Annotated in this window: 17 protein-coding genes; 10 read left to right on the top strand and 7 right to left on the bottom strand. The window is 54.0% G+C overall.

The window, feature by feature from the left end:
• Positions 1 to 20 precede the first annotated feature (20 nt).
• Positions 21 to 608 carry a TetR family transcriptional regulator gene (locus FEZ21_RS17175; protein ID WP_029612568.1) on the top strand — a complete coding sequence of 196 codons (588 nt, stop codon included), beginning with the start codon at positions 21 to 23 and terminating at the stop codon, positions 606 to 608.
• Positions 609 to 805: 197 nt separating this feature from the next.
• Positions 806 to 1,855, top strand: coding sequence for a hypothetical protein (locus FEZ21_RS17170; RefSeq protein WP_160627947.1), 1,050 nt, complete (start codon positions 806 to 808; stop codon positions 1,853 to 1,855).
• Between the two features lie 889 nt (positions 1,856 to 2,744).
• Here FEZ21_RS17170 and FEZ21_RS17165 read toward each other — a convergent pair.
• On the bottom strand, positions 2,745 to 3,425 hold the full coding sequence (locus tag FEZ21_RS17165; protein WP_160627945.1) for a hypothetical protein: 681 nt from the start codon (positions 3,423 to 3,425) through the stop codon (positions 2,745 to 2,747).
• Positions 3,426 to 3,734: 309 nt separating this feature from the next.
• On the opposite strand from FEZ21_RS17165, the gene FEZ21_RS17160 reads away from it, so the two are divergent.
• A complete protein-coding gene (locus FEZ21_RS17160) occupies positions 3,735 to 4,142 on the top strand; it encodes a hypothetical protein (protein WP_095022933.1) in 408 nt (135 codons plus the stop codon).
• Positions 4,143 to 4,442: 300 nt separating this feature from the next.
• Here FEZ21_RS17160 and FEZ21_RS17155 read toward each other — a convergent pair whose 3' ends face one another.
• Complete coding sequence (locus FEZ21_RS17155) at positions 4,443 to 5,369, bottom strand: alpha/beta hydrolase (RefSeq protein ID WP_165439711.1); 927 nt, start codon at positions 5,367 to 5,369, stop codon at positions 4,443 to 4,445.
• A 121-nt stretch (positions 5,370 to 5,490) separates the two neighbouring features.
• Between FEZ21_RS17155 and FEZ21_RS17150 the strand changes: the two genes are divergently transcribed.
• Complete coding sequence (locus tag FEZ21_RS17150) at positions 5,491 to 6,429, top strand: LysR family transcriptional regulator (protein WP_160627943.1); 939 nt, start codon at positions 5,491 to 5,493, stop codon at positions 6,427 to 6,429.
• 312 nt (positions 6,430 to 6,741) lie between these two features.
• Here FEZ21_RS17150 and FEZ21_RS17145 read toward each other — a convergent pair whose 3' ends face one another.
• Both FEZ21_RS17145 and FEZ21_RS17140 read right to left on the bottom strand, forming a co-directional pair.
• Positions 6,742 to 7,374: a hypothetical protein gene (locus FEZ21_RS17145; protein WP_160627941.1), complete on the bottom strand. Its 633-nt coding sequence runs from the start codon at positions 7,372 to 7,374 to the stop codon at positions 6,742 to 6,744.
• A gap of 292 nt (positions 7,375 to 7,666) precedes the next feature.
• Entirely contained in the window at positions 7,667 to 8,212 is a 546-nt protein-coding gene (locus FEZ21_RS17140) for a DUF4410 domain-containing protein (RefSeq protein WP_160627940.1), read from the bottom strand.
• Positions 8,213 to 8,471: 259 nt separating this feature from the next.
• On the opposite strand from FEZ21_RS17140, the gene FEZ21_RS17135 reads away from it, so the two are divergent.
• A complete protein-coding gene (locus tag FEZ21_RS17135) occupies positions 8,472 to 9,044 on the top strand; it encodes a chorismate mutase (RefSeq protein WP_160627938.1) in 573 nt (190 codons plus the stop codon).
• Positions 9,045 to 9,130: 86 nt separating this feature from the next.
• Here the strand turns inward: FEZ21_RS17135 and FEZ21_RS17130 are convergent, their stop codons facing one another.
• Together FEZ21_RS17130 and FEZ21_RS17125 are read right to left on the bottom strand one after the other, a co-directional pair.
• Positions 9,131 to 9,367 (bottom strand): hypothetical protein, encoded by a 237-nt coding sequence (locus FEZ21_RS17130; protein WP_003442339.1) that lies wholly within the window; start codon positions 9,365 to 9,367, stop codon positions 9,131 to 9,133.
• A gap of 189 nt (positions 9,368 to 9,556) precedes the next feature.
• Positions 9,557 to 10,441 carry a LysR family transcriptional regulator gene (locus tag FEZ21_RS17125; protein WP_003442340.1) on the bottom strand — a complete coding sequence of 295 codons (885 nt, stop codon included), beginning with the start codon at positions 10,439 to 10,441 and terminating at the stop codon, positions 9,557 to 9,559.
• A 122-nt stretch (positions 10,442 to 10,563) separates the two neighbouring features.
• On the opposite strand from FEZ21_RS17125, the gene FEZ21_RS17120 reads away from it, so the two are divergent.
• The 4 genes from FEZ21_RS17120 (at position 10,564) to FEZ21_RS17105 (ending at position 14,175) form a co-directional block, all read left to right on the top strand.
• Positions 10,564 to 11,712, top strand: coding sequence for a muconate cycloisomerase family protein (locus tag FEZ21_RS17120; protein ID WP_003442342.1), 1,149 nt, complete (start codon positions 10,564 to 10,566; stop codon positions 11,710 to 11,712).
• A 10-nt stretch (positions 11,713 to 11,722) separates the two neighbouring features.
• Entirely contained in the window at positions 11,723 to 12,013 is a 291-nt protein-coding gene (gene catC, locus FEZ21_RS17115) for a muconolactone Delta-isomerase (RefSeq protein WP_003442344.1), read from the top strand.
• Positions 12,014 to 12,064: 51 nt separating this feature from the next.
• Entirely contained in the window at positions 12,065 to 12,994 is a 930-nt protein-coding gene (gene catA, locus FEZ21_RS17110) for a catechol 1,2-dioxygenase (protein ID WP_003442346.1), read from the top strand.
• Between the two features lie 395 nt (positions 12,995 to 13,389).
• Positions 13,390 to 14,175 (top strand): enoyl-CoA hydratase, encoded by a 786-nt coding sequence (locus FEZ21_RS17105; RefSeq protein ID WP_010656331.1) that lies wholly within the window; start codon positions 13,390 to 13,392, stop codon positions 14,173 to 14,175.
• 153 nt (positions 14,176 to 14,328) lie between these two features.
• On the opposite strand, the gene FEZ21_RS17100 is transcribed toward FEZ21_RS17105, so the two are convergent.
• Positions 14,329 to 14,682 carry a hypothetical protein gene (locus tag FEZ21_RS17100; protein WP_238839964.1) on the bottom strand — a complete coding sequence of 118 codons (354 nt, stop codon included), beginning with the start codon at positions 14,680 to 14,682 and terminating at the stop codon, positions 14,329 to 14,331.
• A gap of 170 nt (positions 14,683 to 14,852) precedes the next feature.
• Here FEZ21_RS17100 and FEZ21_RS17095 point away from each other — a divergent pair, with 170 nt between their 5' ends.
• On the top strand, positions 14,853 to 15,542 hold the full coding sequence (locus FEZ21_RS17095) for an HAD-IA family hydrolase (protein ID WP_003442351.1): 690 nt from the start codon (positions 14,853 to 14,855) through the stop codon (positions 15,540 to 15,542).
• Positions 15,543 to 15,549: the final 7 nt, after the last annotated feature.

The following is a 15,549-nucleotide window of genomic DNA, read 5'->3' as shown; positions in this document are numbered from 1 at the left end:
GGAAACACGAGGTATTGCAAGTGAGAGTAACCAAGGCCCAGGCGCAGGCAAATCGAGAGCACATCGTTGAAACCGCCTCACAGCTGTTCCGTGAGCGGGGCTTTGACGGCGTCGGCGTTGCTGATCTCATGGCGGCCGCTGGTTTCACCCATGGTGGTTTCTACAAACATTTCGGGTCGAAAGCAGACCTCATGGCTGAAGCATCGGCGTGCAGTCTGGCCAAATCGCTGACCGCCGCCCAAGCGCTGGATGTTCCGGGCTTCATCAACGTCTACGTGACTAGAGAGCATCGCGACGGACGCGGCAGTGGTTGCACGATGGCCGCGCTGTGTGGCGACGCGGCGCGTCAGGCGGACGATGTGAAAGCAACGTTTGCCGAAGGCATAGAACACATTCTGCAGACGCTAGAAGCTAAATACCCGACAGGAACGGATCCTGAGCCGGGTGAGGGCAGAAAGAAAATGATCGACCTGCTTTCACGTGCCGTCGGCGCGATTATTTTGTCGCGCGCCTGCCCGGATGACTCCGCACTTGCTGATGAAATACTTGAGGTGTGCCGGGCAGAAATGATTGCTTCATTGCCGGTCGATGACGTGGAACCGGTGTAGAGACGGCGCTCATTGAAAGAGTAGCTTCAGTAGAAGTGCGATGTTTTTGCTTGGAGCAGAAAGTCAATTTGAGTCCAAAACCATGGGGCGCGAATGACAGCTTTTGGCCGGAATCAGTCCTGCGTAACAGGCTGCTATCGGCCAGAAGCGGACCTCGCTGGTTTTTCGATCTCATTTAATTTATAAGGATTACTAGTATGGGAAAAATAGCACTATCAGGGATTTCTTTCGGTATCCTTGAAGCAGACGATCTTTGGCAGGATGTACTTTCAGATTTCAATAATGAGCCTAGATCCCAATCTGTGTATAACTGTTACGTAAAGTACCCACAATTGGCAGCGTCCACCTTAATTGCTCTGAAACGCTCCTTTAGCCTTGCCGGGGGGGGCGGGCAAGTCGCGCTGATGTATTTAAATAGTGATAAAAGCGAGTTCCTCAAGTACCATGAGAACTATTTAACTTGTCCTGTTTCGTTCTCTTCGTTTGAGGTGTGGGCGTTAATTCAGGCAGCGCAATTGGCGGAGTTGGCGTTTTTAGATGTATGTTCGACTCCGAATAATGAAGTTCAACTCTCCGGGCATCTAATTCAATTATTGAGCTCGAAGTCTCAACTTATCCAATCAAAATACAATAAATATTTGTCTGGATTGGGCGCTGATCTTAGTGTGAAAAAGCTAGAGCTTCAGGTCCAAAATAGAGAAAAAATTACTGGTGGCGATTTTGCCTTACTTTTCGAATGGAAAGACAATGATGGCAACTTGAATATATGTCCAGTGGTTTTCCAAGCGAAACGATCGGTGGCTGAAAATGTAGATATCAGTCAAAGAAATCCTGATTCTGGGCTACAGTTAGCGGTGCTTTCAAAGTCAAAATGCAACCCATCGTTCATTTTTTACAATTGTGACTCACAAGGCGTTTTAGAAGAGCCGAGACTCCCCACGGTTAAAAGCGTAAAAAACATAGTTAAAAATGGGTTGCCATCTAAAACTAATTCTGTTGAGGACTCTCTCAGTCTGTCTGTGTTTCTTTTGGATGTTATGGGTGGGAACGGATATTTCGTAACCAGCTCTAGGAAGCTAGCTTTAAATGCTATTCTTCCGAATGTTGAGGAGTTGGAATTAGCTAACATTATTACTTTCAGTGTTGATCCTCGAGCATTGCTTGTATATGAGCGTGAGTATAAAGAATACCTATTGGCGAAATTAAATTCTGCCGAAGGTTATGATAATGAGGGCGGATCAAGTTGACGGGAAAATAATTCTTTATGGCGCAGAAATGCCAGGTATTAAGTCCCTTGTGAAAATTAGGAGTGGATTTGTTTTTTTGCAAACTATTGGGGAATAAATCCGTTCCCGTTTATTCGTTTAAAAATGACAACTTTTGATCGTTTTCCGCCTCTCGGCAAGGGCAGCGATCGGCCATCAGCTGCCATTGAGGACTGAAAATACTTTACGCTTCCGTACATGCCTCCGAACTTAACTAGTAAACATGGCCTCAATGTCGCGCGGCCCTGGTTTGGAGTTGTACGAAGGCTTAAGTGCGATAATGAGAAGGTGTTCAAGCGTAATTCTATCGGTTTCGTTGCTGACCGGCATGAATCGAACAGCTTCCCAAATTACCCACCATGGTTTGCTCTTATGTGGCGAAGTCTGGTCGTGTTGTCTCAGCTTGATACGTCGACCGGCTTGCCCAACGTAGAGAGCTTTCCCGTCCTCACTGAAATAGGCATACACAGCACCTTTTCCGTTGTCCCCTAGCTTACCTCTCTCGAAGTAAGTTTTGCGGCTCTTGGGCTCTGTGTTCGAAAAAAATAGATTCTTGGCTTCGCTTGAGGCGACTTCAATTGCTTGTCGGAGATTTCCGAAGATTGGCATAAGTACAGCTACCTAGGTGAGTATTGAGAATCTGAGTAAATATGTTCCTAGCGTTTGGAGTGGTTCGAACGACTAGATGCGAACCCTTAGGCCGAATACGTACATACGCGGCTTCCAGCGATCATCGCAAGCGATTGAGGGCAAATTTTGGCACAGCGTCATCAGCCCCGGCAATGTCCGATCTTAGTCTATTCTGCTGGTAAAACGCCCCGGCCTGACTAACCATGCCTTGAGCGGTGTGAGTGTCTTTTTTTGCACACTGCTACGTCAGGTTTTCTAGTGCTCCTAAAGCGCTTTTCCAAACAGCCATACATCGTTCAGAGTCAGAGCCCGGTGCCAATCTCTGAGAATATTTGCTTTTTGCAATAGTAGATAAAGCCACTCTAAAATAATTAGTATTTATCTCCTTGAAAGGCACAATAAAAAAGCTACATATATTAAGGAAATCTGCCTGATGGGCTTGAGTCTCCAAAGAGAATGATCTCCCGCTTTCCTGAAGTTTGTTTTTGCTATTTTGAAGGTGCTCCCAGTATCTGGCATCCTCCAACCCCAGTTGACCGACTCCGATCGCGATCAATAAATCGTATTTTTTATTTGTTTTCCCTGGCGTTTTAAGAATATTGGTAAAAGCCCAGTTTTCGTTGATCCTTCCTATATACCTATTCGCAATATTTATGCGTGCGCACTTTATTTCAAAAGTGACTACCCCGTTCTGGGTATCAACGTACCCATCACCAGGATCAAAGACAGCTTGACCAGGAGTGAAATATTTAGTCTCCGCATCACCATACCGTCCGACAGGAATATAAATACTATCAGCTTTATATCCAGCCCGATTAATAAGAAAGCTTTTGGCAAGAATTTTCCCCAATATATCACCATCTAAATATCGCGAGTACTCAGACTCTGGGGATGGTGCATTTTTATCCAAAAACCCTGCCATCAAGCCTCCCAAAAATAATTAATAGCTGCAACTCAGATCCGGTCATTACTTTCTGATAATTGCAAAAAGCTGCATGAGTTTTTATGTGCTTTAGTGTTTCGACTAGAACTATTTGAGGTTAGCATTGACCGTGAAAAAAACAATCTAAACTGCGACGAAAGCTCCTTGCTAGGAGGGAAGCCGAAGACCGCTTTTGGCCGATAGCAGCTTGGCACGAAGGGCTGCCTCCGGCCATAAGCTGCCTTTCATCTGTCCACAGAAAGACGCTCAACGTATCCTGCTGAAAGAAAACAATGAAAAGGAATTCAAATGAAAACTGATTGGCAACAAATTCGAGAAATGATGAGTACTGTCATCGATAGCTGTGAGCTGATCGAAACGGCAGGATTCAATGAAGAACATCGCTCCGCGACCGTAGAAATCAAAGGCGTTGATTACTCCGTTCAGGACTTTTTAATCAGTGCTTGGACGCTTCCGGAAAACATTCGCTACCAGATTATTCGTGAGCGTCATGAGGCTGGAAATGACCTTCCTTACGTTCCCGAAGCAGCACGCATTCTTGTCTCAATGGCGCAGGCTTGTGCGGAATTAGTCGGAGCAGCGGAGACGGCACCAGCTCAAAAAGCTATTGCAGGCATGAATAATTGGTACAAGACCTACGCTGTACAGCATATGACCACAGCCATCAGGCTCACAAAAAAAGAATCTGACGCTTAGATTCACTGGCGGATACGGATTATTCATCTCTGGTACGAACGTCTTCTATGGGGCAGAAGTACTCGTTAGTGGGCGACTGCTTTTAGCTGCTTGCTGCCCCTCACGACAGGCAGCAATCAGCCATTAGCGGTCATCGACCGTCAACTAAAGCAGGGGCGACTCAACATGAGCGCCGGAAAAACTCTAGCTTTGGGCCTCGTCGTCAGCGCAGGCTCATACCCATCCTGGGTTAGCACCTTTGCTTTAATGTCAATGTGTTAACTGCGACAGCCGGGATAGTTGTCGCGGCTGATCTACGCGTTAAGGATTAGCCTCGGCCAAGCCTGCCTCAATGAAGCGCACCGAACTCTCCATGGCCTGCTGACCTTCTGGCAGCATGGTGGCGTAGAAGTGCCAGGCGTGGAACATCGCAGGCCATACTTCCAGGTTTACGCGAACGCGGTTATCAGCCAGGTGAGTTGCAAGGCGCATTGCATCACTCACCATCAGCTCGTTCTCGCCGATCTGCACCAGGATTGGTGGAAGACCGGTGACGTCCGCGAACACAGGTGAGGCCAGAGGATGATTGGCCAATGTGTCGCCTAGGAATGCTCTGGCGAGGATGTCCAGGACAGGCTTGGAGTTCAGAGGATCCAGACCTTCACGGTTGCTCATGGAAGCACCGGTGTGTTCAAGGTTCGCCCATGGAGAGATGGAGGAGCCAACCGCAGGCAATGGAAGCCCTTTCGATTTAGCCGCGACCATGACGCTGACAACCATTGCGCCGCCAGCCGACTCGCCAGAGAACGCAATTTTGTTAGCCGGGATTTTCTGCTCAAGCAACCATTCGTAAGCGCGCAATGTGTCGTCAATAGAGGCTGGAAACTTGTGCTCAGGAGCGAGGCGGTAGTCCGGCATGTATACACGAGCACCGAGCATTTTGGCGTAGTTGCCGCCGATACCGTGGTAGCCGTCTGGACGTCCTACAATGTAGGCGCCGCCGTGGATGTACATCACGATCGCGTCGGTTTTGATCTCGTCCGGAGTAACCAGTGTGCCGGGTACGCCACCCATGTCGACTGCTTCGAATTTAACGCCAGCTGGCGCTGGATTTTGCGCGAGCATTTTTGCGTAAGAGTCGCGGATGTCGCTCATTTTTGTGGTGGTATCGATTCCCTTAAGAACGGGTACCAGATCGCTAAGGCTATTGGCCCAGGTTCGTACGGCTGCTTGGACTTTAGTGTTCATAATGACCTCAATTGATCGTTGGGAGTGGATTAGCTAATTGAGATACTATGCTTAGTATTGGGGAATAGGGTTCCCCATAACAGGTGCTAAGCCGCCCGAACGTTGAGACCACCGAGGCCGTATGGAACTCCATAACCTGAATGATATTGCCGCGTTTGTGAGCTCGGTAAACGCTGGAAGCTTCACTGCGGCGGCAAAACAGCTTGGCCTTACGCGCTCTGCAGTGGGGAAGTCGATAGTCAGGCTCGAGGCTCGTTTACAGGTACGTTTACTGAATCGTACTACGCGCAGTTTAAGCATGACGGATGACGGCCAGGTTCTGTATGAGCGTTGCGTGGGCGTTCTTCAGGATCTGGACGACGTGGAGGATGCCCTTGCGTTTCGTCGTTCGACACCCAGTGGGCGACTGCGGATGAGCCTGCCGGTAGCATTAGGCAGACTTCATGTCCTTCAGCACATCGAGTGCTGTCTTAAGGATTGGCCCTCCTTGAGCGTCGATATCACATTTTCCGACAGGCTGGTCGATCTGATCGATGAGGGATTTGATTTGGCCATGCGCATCGGGCCACCGAAGGAAGACTCTCGGTTGCTCACGCGTACCGTGGCCTATCAACAAATGATTACCTGCGCTTCACCCAAGTATCTGGCTGAGCATGCCGAGCCCAAAACGCCTGAGGATTTGTCCGAGCACCAGTGCCTGCATTTCGTGAGCGGTGGGAGATTGCTTCCTTGGAATTTTCGCGTGAATGGTAGCTCCGTGCCCGTTACTCATGGTGGAAGGCTACAGATGGACAGTGCTGAGTCATTGCACCAGTCAGCTGTCGCTGGCCTAGGCATCGCGACTCTTCCTTCCTATGTGGTAAATGACGATTTGAGGAGCGGCAAACTCGTTCAATTGCTCGCAGGGTATGCAGAGGCCGCAGAGCCTATTCGGGTGATTTACCCTAGCAAGCGACATCTCTCTCCAAAAATTCGTCTCTTCATCGATAAGCTTGTGGAGGCTTGGTCGCCTTGTCCGCCATGGGAGCGTCATTCGGCAATTCCTACGTTTGCACCCTAAGCGAAGCCGTCTGGCTGAACCGACGCTCAGACATCCTAGATCACCTCGACCTTAATCATGGCGTCTGTATTTCCAACAGTTTACAACTCAAATATTTGAAGGGACGCTTTTGGCCGTAAGCAGCCTGTCACGAGGGCCGCTTCCGGACAATTGCCGCTCTTCGTGCCAGACAGCACTTGCTCCTTCCCAGCCCGAAGTCGGTCACGTAGCTGAGCCAATTGCTCAAAACCCATGATTCAGTTCACCGCCTCAAGGTTGACCCAGCCAATGCCGCAGCAATGGGGGCCGCAGCATGAGAGCGAAGACTTATAATTACTCGTCCTTATTATCTGGCGGTGGGGCCCCATGAATTTCGTCAAACATGGCGCTTGTCACGGAAGCAGCATAAACAATGTATTTCATATCACTCTCTTTGCTATTGACTTCATAAATGTCACAAAGAAGGCTTCTGTTGTGCTTGGGTAACGCGACAGGCGACCAGGATGAAAGGCTCTTGAAGTTGTACTCGGGGCCTTTGTACGTTAAAGACCTTATGCCGACTACGATGCGTTTATATTGCTGCCTGTCAGGTCTTTTGGAGGTTTGATAGTCGCCTATAAATGTACCTAAAGAACCAGAGACAACATCTATGCACGCCTTGTCTAGCGCGGTTTCATAATCAGCCGCCGCATATGTTCCAACGCTGCCATGATTGGAATAGAATTTTTGTAGCGGCGACAATTTCTCTTCGGGATACTGGGGGGTATATTTATCACCCTCGAAATAGTATTCGATGTACCCTCGCGAAATATCGACCCTGTTATAGGTCTTTCTCTTTTCTATCACGTCTTCGAACGTGTACCAGCGCTGCTCAATTAGTCTGTGCTCGACTTCCAGTCCGTTCGCCAAAACCTGTAAAGAAAGCGCGGAGCCGAACAGGATAGATGCAATCACACTATTTTTCATGGGTTCACCTGAGGCAGGGTTTTTAAATTTTTATTTATTTTAATCGGTGCGTGATAGAGGTGTAGATTTATCTAATGGAAACATCAATATCATCAATTGAATGACCTCGCTTTTTATAAACATCCAATGACTTATGAGAGTGTGCGAGGGCATTGGGTGCAAGGGCCCGAGTGTTCAAATCACTCGGTCCAGAGCATGTTGTTCAATGATCAGGTCCAACTTCCGCGAGTCGGGCTTTTTCATGGGTGTGACTTTTGCGCCACCTCTGCGCGTTGATCCGGGCCTGTTCAGGTCACAGGGCCTTGGCACGCTTGATGTCACTTATGATTTGCCGCGCGATAGCCTGTACCTGCTCTTCGGTCATGGCCGACATGACGCCTTCCCAGGCTGAAGATGAAGTGTCGTAGGTCCGGGACCCGATCAACTGGCCTGACTTCAAGTCTGTAAAGTCTGCCGATGAGTTGATCCAGGCATTACCGACCATGACGCCGGCGCTATAACGCGCACCGGGTGTCAGGTAGCGAAAGTTGGTCACGTTGATCCTGAGCCCGATACCGTCTTTTTCCACAGGGTTCATTGGCTGGGGTTCGGCAAGGCCATAGCCGGCCTGGGTCGCTTCAACGTGCAGGGCCTGGCTCCATTCTTCCTTCAACCGCGGCCAGTCCTTGTTTTGCTCAACCCTGGTGTTGCCCTGGAGCTCGAGGATGATGTTGCGCTTGGCTGCTTCGCGGATTGCCAATGTGTCACTGCCGCTGCTTTTTACAGTGGCAGCGCAGCCGCCCAGCATCGAAATGGCTACGCAGCAGGACAGGGCAAGCGAGAGTTTAGTCAGGTTCATTGAACTTCCATCTTCACAAAAAAAGTAAAAAGCTAATGGTTGCGCCGCGCCAGATCACCCGGCCCAAAGTGCGGTGTTGGTTGTTTTTTTCATCAGACAGAGTATTCGCTGGCCATCATACCGCCATCACCCAATCTGACCATACCCTGGACGATGGTGTCTGCTGACGGCCCAGGGTTTAAATCAACAACACAGCATGTTCTGGCGTGGCGAGGTATTGTTCTGCAGTTTTGACTATTCAGCGAAAAGGATCAGTTGCATGTCTAACCGCCCAGGTTTTTTTCATCTGCTCGGCATTACTGCCCTCAGTCTGTTTATCGGTAGCGCCCAGGCCAGCACGGTTTCAGCGCCTCCCGAGTCGTTGCCGTTGTTGCTGGCAAGCATGAATGAGCGATTGAACATCGCAGACCAGGTTGCCCTCAGTAAGTGGGACAGTGGCAAGCCGGTGCAGGACGGTGCGCGCGAAGCGCAAGTCATTGGTAACGCCCGGGTACTGGCCACGGCCAGGCAATTGGACCCGGATGCTGTGGCCGAGCTGCTGGCTGCCCAGATCGAAGGCAACAAGCTGGTGCAGTATGGGTTGCTGGCCGAATGGCAAGCTGCCGGCAAGGCTCCGGACGTCCCGCGGGCTGATCTCTCGACGCAGATCCGGGCACAGCTGGATCAACTGCAAACCCGGCTGTTGCAGCACTACAGTGCCTTCTCCGCGTATCGCAATGCCCCGGACTGCAGCCGCTGGGTTGCTCAGGCGCGCAAAGGCCTGGCCAAGGATCAATTGCATGAACTGGCACTTATTCGGGCAACCGGGGATCTGTGTACCGCTGGTAAATGACACCAGGGTGACCGGGGGCTGGCGATACAGCCGGGGGAGGGGCGGTGTCGGGTAGCGCCCGGTTGCGCGAAGTTGGCCAGCACGACTCAAATGCGTACAGCCTCTTCCCCTGACGCCAGAATATGAAACTCGGTATGGCTGAGTTTGTGGGCGTGGCCGCCACTGCTGACCTGGTAATGCCTGCTGCTCTGCGTCCACCCGGCGTTTGCGCCATCCGCGCCGGTGGTCATGGTTTGGGTGGTCAGTTCCTCTATTTCGTATATACGGCCGGTACTGCTTCTGGCTTCGAACAGATCTGTTCGTACAATCCTTGTCTTGTCCATGACGCGTCCTTGGGTGTTGGTTCCGGAATCAGGCCCCAGGCAATGAACCGCTGCCTGGCACTGGACAAGCCCTTGTCCGCTGTTAATCCCTGATCGTTTGTCACTGTGGATTCAATACCCGTTACCGGGCCTCGGCACAATTCGTGCTTTGGCATTAGTCGCAAGTGACAGGGGCAACCGGCAGCCGGATCAAGGCTGCGGCAGCAGTTCCTCAATCACCTGCAAACAATGATTGAGCCCGGGGGATACGTCGCCCACGCGCCGGCTGAGTATGATCGGTGAAGTCGCGTTGGCCTCCAGCAGCGGGGTAAAACCAATATCGTCGCGGTGCAACAATTGCACCGAGGCCGGTACCAGGGTTACGCCGATTCCCGCGCCCACCAGGCCGATGGCGGTTTGCAGTTCGTTGGTCCATTGCGCGACATGGATGTTCACGCCGTAGGAATCGAAGAGGGCAATCACGTGGTCGGCGTAGCTTGGCCGCGGATTGACCGGGTACAGCACAAACGGCTCGGCTGCCAGCTGGCGCAGACTGATGGGCCCTGCCAGCAGTCTGTGCCCGGCGGGGAGGGCAGCCACCAGGCGGTCTTCGGTGAGTATGCTCTGGACGATGGCCGGATCCTCGATGTGGATACGTCCGAAGCCGATGTCTATCCGGCCGGCCTTGAGTGCCTGTACCTGCTGCAGGGTGGTCATTTCCGAAAGCCCCAGTTCGAGCTCCACCGACTTGCCGCCGCGCAGGCGCCGAATCAGTTCCGGCAGCACGCCATACAGGGTCGATGGCGCAAAGCCGATACCCAGCCAGGTTTTTTCCCCGGAGCCGATGCGTTGAGTGTTGTCACAGACCTTGCTCAACTGTTCCAGCAGGGCCGTGCTGTGCTCATAAAAAAAACGCCCGGCAGCGGTCAGCTTCAGCGGTCGGCCACGCTCCAGCAATAACACCCCCAACTCCTCTTCCAGCTGCTGGATCTGCCGGCTCAGGGGCGGTTGGGCAATATGCAGCAGCTCGGCGGCGCGGGTGAAGTTGAGCGTTTGAGCCAGTACCTGGAAATACCGCAGATGACGCAGTTCCATAGAAACTCCAGAGCAGGTCCCATACCTTAAAGGTATCAAGTCAGACCAATTCTATATTGGTATCGGGAAAAAAGCCGTACCAGAATCAGTCCCGGAATTTCAAGAATCTGACGGGTATAGACATGCTTGCAACAGCCATTGAATCGATCGAGACGGTAATTGTCGATTTGCCGACCATACGCCCGCACAAACTGGCGATGCACACCATGCAGAACCAGACTCTGGTGCTGATTCGTGTGCGCTGCGCCGATGGCATCGAGGGCATTGGCGAGTCCACCACCATCGGTGGCCTGGCCTACGGCAACGAAAGCCCGGACAGCATCAAAACCAACATTGACCGGCATTTCACGCCGTTGCTGCTGGGTCAGGACAGCAGCAACATCAATGCTGCCATGCTGAGGCTGGAACGCAGCATCCGCGGCAACACCTTTGCCAAATCAGGTATTGAAACGGCACTGCTCGATGCCCAGGGCAAACGTCTGGGCCTGCCGGTCAGCGAACTGCTGGGCGGACGGGTGCGCAATTCACTGCCGGTGGCATGGACCCTGGCCAGCGGCGACACCGGCAAAGATATTGCCGAAGCCGAAAAAATGCTCGACCTGCGGCGCCACCGCATCTTCAAACTGAAAATCGGCGCCGGTGAAGTCAACCGCGATCTGGCCCACGTGATTGCCATCAAACAGGCCCTGGGCGATCGCGCCAGTGTGCGGGTCGATGTCAATCAGGCCTGGGACGAATCTGTGGCGTTGCGCGCCTGCACAATTCTGGGGAGCAATGGCATCGACCTGATCGAGCAGCCCATCTCGCGCAACAACCGCTCGGGTATGGTGCGCCTTAACAGCATGAGCCCGGCGCCGATCATGGCCGACGAATCCATCGAAAGCGTGGAAGATGCGTTCAACCTGGCGCGGGAAGGTGCTGCTTCGATTTTCGCCCTGAAAATCGCCAAGAACGGCGGCCCCCGTGCAGTCCTGCGCACCGCAAGCATTGCCGAGGCGGCGGGGATCAGCCTGTACGGTGGCACCATGCTGGAAGGCGGCATCGGCACCCTGGCCTCGGCCCATGCCTTTATTACCCTCAACAAGCTGGCCTGGGACACCGAACTGTTCGGGCCGTTGTTGCTGACCGAAGATATTCTCAGTGAGCCGCTGCTGTATCGCGACTTTGAGCTTCACGTTCCGCAAACCCCGGGCCTGGGCCTGACCCTCGATGAAGAGCGCCTGGCGTTTTTCCGTCGCGACAAAACCGCCACCGCCGTTTCTCAAGTCTAAGGAGAGCCTTATGTTGTTCCACGTAAAAATGACCGTGAACCTGCCGCTCGACATCAACCCCGAGGTGGCTGCCCGGCTCAAGGCGGACGAGAAGGCTTTGGCCCAGCGCCTGCAAGATCAGGGCAAGTGGCGTCACCTGTGGCGCATTGCCGGGCTCTATGCCAACTACAGCGTGTTCGATGTCGACAGCGTCCAGGAGTTGCACGACCTGCTGATGCAGTTGCCGCTGTACCCGTACATGGCTATCGAAGTCACTGCAATGTGTCGCCATCCTTCGTCCATCCGTGAGGACGACCGCTGAGTCCTGGGAACCCGGTCAGTTACGCCAATAATTACAAGATGAGGAACCACCATGAACGCCAAGATTTCCCATACTGCCAGCGCCCGTAAATTTCTCGACGAGGCCAGCGGTCTGCACAACGATGGGGGCGACCCGCGGGTCAAAGCCCTGATCAGCCGCATCCTGCGTGACTCAGTGAACATCATCGAAGACCTCGCCGTGACCCCGGAAGAGTTCTGGAAAGCCGTGAACTACCTGAACGTCCTGGGCTCGCGTCAAGAAGCCGGGCTGTTGGTGGCAGGCCTGGGGCTGGAGCATTACCTGGACCTGTTGATGGACGCCGAAGACGAGCAGGCCGGCAAGTCCGGCGGCACCCCGCGCACCATCGAAGGCCCGCTGTATGTAGCGGGCGCGCCACTGTCCAACTTCGAGGCGCGACTGGATGACGGCGTCGACCCGGGTGTTCAGCTGTTCATGCAGGGCCAGGTGAAAAACACCGCTGGCGAGCCCCTTGCCGGTGCGGTGGTCGATGTGTGGCATGCCAACACGGGCGGCACCTATTCCTATTTCGATGCCAGTCAGTCGGAGTTCAACCTGCGTCGGCGAATCGTCACCGATGCCGAAGGCCGCTACCGTTTTCGCAGCATCGTGCCGTCAGGCTATGGCTGCCCGCCGGACGGTCCGACCCAGCAACTGCTCGATCAACTGGGCCGTCACGGGCAGCGCCCGGCGCATATCCACTTCTTTATTTCCGCTGCGGATCATCGTCACCTCACGACCCAGATCAACCTCGATGGCGACCAGTACCTGCATGACGACTTTGCCTACGCCACACGCGATGAACTGATCGCCAAAATCAGCTTCAGCGATGACCAGCAGCGCGCAGCCGAACATGGAGTGAGCGGCAAGTTTGCCGAAATCGAATTCGATTTCACCCTGCAGTCCTCTGCTCAGCCCCAGGAGCAGCAGCGTCAGGAGCGGGTTCGCGCGCTAGAGGACTGATCACCTCAAAAGTCCCCTGACTCTGTTCAGCATCTCGCAGAACCCTGAACCCGGTTCTGCCCTTTACCAGCCCAGGCGAACCCCCCGCGTTAGCACCGACACCCTCCAGGGTGTTGGTGTTGTAATCCGCTGCCAGGTACAGGCCCATCGTCGAAGACAATCGCGCCACCACCCCGACGCTGGCAAGCCAGGCTCCCACAGGCGATTTTCGGCACTGCGCAAAGGCTGCCACAGAAAACATGCACCCATGGCCATGCCTGTTGGCCAGGGCACACACACTCGCCTGGCCGGCGGCCCACCTGTTGGTTTACAGCGGTTTGAGAGCTTACTTATGATGAGCGACTTTTTTGGTATCCAGTTTCGTATAGCGAAACAGCATCGAGAGGAAAACAATAATGAACTCCCGACAAGAACCGGTCGTGACCCTGGAAGTCCGCAATGATGGCGTGGCAGTGGTGCAGATCTCCCGTCCTGAAGCGAAGAACGCTCTCAACAGTGCCGTGCGCGAGCAATTGGCCGTGCATTTTCGTGCACTGGCCAGCGATGTGCGGGTGCGCGCCATCGTCCTGACCGGTGGTGAGCAGTGCTTTGTTGCCGGGGCCGACATCCGCGAGTTCGCCCACGCCAGCGCCATCGAGATCTACCTCAGGCACACCGAATACCTTTGGGAGGCCATCAGTCGTTGTCCGAAGCCGATCATCGCTGCCGTCAACGGTTTTGCCCTGGGCGGTGGTTGTGAGCTGGCGATGCATTGCGACATCATCGTGGCCGGTGAGTCGGCGCGCTTCGGTCAGCCAGAGGTCAAGCTGGGCCTGATGCCGGGTGCCGGTGGTACCCAGCGCCTGATCCGTGCGGTCGGCAAGGTACAGGCCATGCGCATCGCGCTCACGGGCTGCCTGGTGCCTGCGCCGCAAGCGCTTGCCATAGGCATGGTCAGCGAGGTGGTGAGCGACGCTCAAACAGTGCCCCGGGCCCTTGAACTGGCCGCAGAAATCGCCGCATTGCCGCCACTGGCGGTGGCGCAGATCAAGGAAGTGATGCTGGCGGGCGCTGACATGTCGCTGGACAGCGCATTGATCCTGGAGCGCAAGGCGTTCCAGCTGTTGTTTGATTCAAAGGATCAAAAAGAGGGCGCCCACGCCTTTCTGGAAAAGCGTAAAGCCAACTTTATCGGCGAGTGAGGGACGCCTTCCACACCAACAGAAATGCGTACCAGGCCGTTTCGCACTCCGGTCTGCTGCACAACAGTACAGCCTGGCATGACTAAATGAGGGTTTGAGCCGTGTTGCCCGGCAGGCAGTCGCAATCAACTGCCCTTTGCAGTGCTGCTGTTATCAGCTACTGCCCATGCTTTTGGATAATGTCTGTTCCGCTGCCACGAATGCCGGCGTCTTGCCGGCATCGGCATAGACCTCTTCACCGTCTTCAACCCGGATCACTTCCGAGCCCTGTACATAGGGCATGGATTTCTCTGCTTCCTTGACTGCTGAGTGCAGTAGCCCCTCAGTGATGGTCGCTTCATCCAGGCCATAGGCCTGGGCCAGCGCCTTGATTTTGATCAGGTCATGTTTATCCAGGGTCAGGGTGTATTCCACCCGTTCGCCGGTCTGTCTGGCTTTTGCTTCCCAGTTGTTGAGCAAGTGCTTGAAGGTGTCCATGAAATGCGCCCCGGTTGACTGTAGATGCATGCACTATCTGACTGTAGCCGGGGAATTAGGTTCGCTGGAGCAGCCAGTCCTGGTGGGAGCTGGCTTGCCAGCGATGGAAGCCGCTACTTATTTCTGTTGCCGCTGGCATTCAGGCAAGCCGGACCGTTATTGTGCTGAATCCTTTTAGTCCCTTGCATGGATCTGTTGTGATGAACGCACCGCGTACTGCTGTGGGCCCGATCAAGGCCGTAATTTTTGATATGGACGGTTTGTTGCTGGATACCGAGGGTATCTACAGCGAAGTGACACAGATTATCGCCGCGCGCTACGGGCGCACCTATGGCTGGGAGATCAAGCAGCAAATCATCGGTCGCGGTGCCCGGGACCTGGCGGCCATTCTGGTCAAGGCCCTGGAGTTGCCGCTCACGGTGGACGAGTTTCTGCTCGTGCGCGAACCGCTGTTGAGCGAGCGTTTCCCCAAGGCCCTGGGCATGCCGGGGGCCGAAGCGCTGGTGCGGCACTTGCAGGCGCATAACATCCCGATTGCCGTGGGCACCAGTTCGTCGCGCCATTCCCTTGCGCACAAGACGACCTTGCACCGCGAATGGTTTGACTTGTTCGACACCATTGTTACCGCTGACGACCCTGAAGTCGGCGCCGCCAAACCTGCGCCCGACATCTTTCTGACGGCTGCCCGGCGTCTGGGCGTGGCACCCGAGGATTGCCTGGTGTTCGAGGATTCGCCCTTTGGCGTGACCGCCGCCAAGGCCGCCAACATGGCCGCTATTGCGGTGCCCGACGAAGCCATGGCCGACAGCAAATACCAGCACGCCGACCAGATTTTGCGCAAGCTGGCGGATGTTGATCTGGCCGCCTATGGTTTGCCGCCATTGCGCTGAGAATCAG

It is taken from the genome of Pseudomonas sp. 9.1(2019), assembly GCF_009910445.1.
GTDB classification, from domain to species: domain Bacteria; phylum Pseudomonadota; class Gammaproteobacteria; order Pseudomonadales; family Pseudomonadaceae; genus Aquipseudomonas; species Aquipseudomonas paraversuta.
This window is presented reverse-complemented; position numbering and strand designations above follow the sequence as displayed.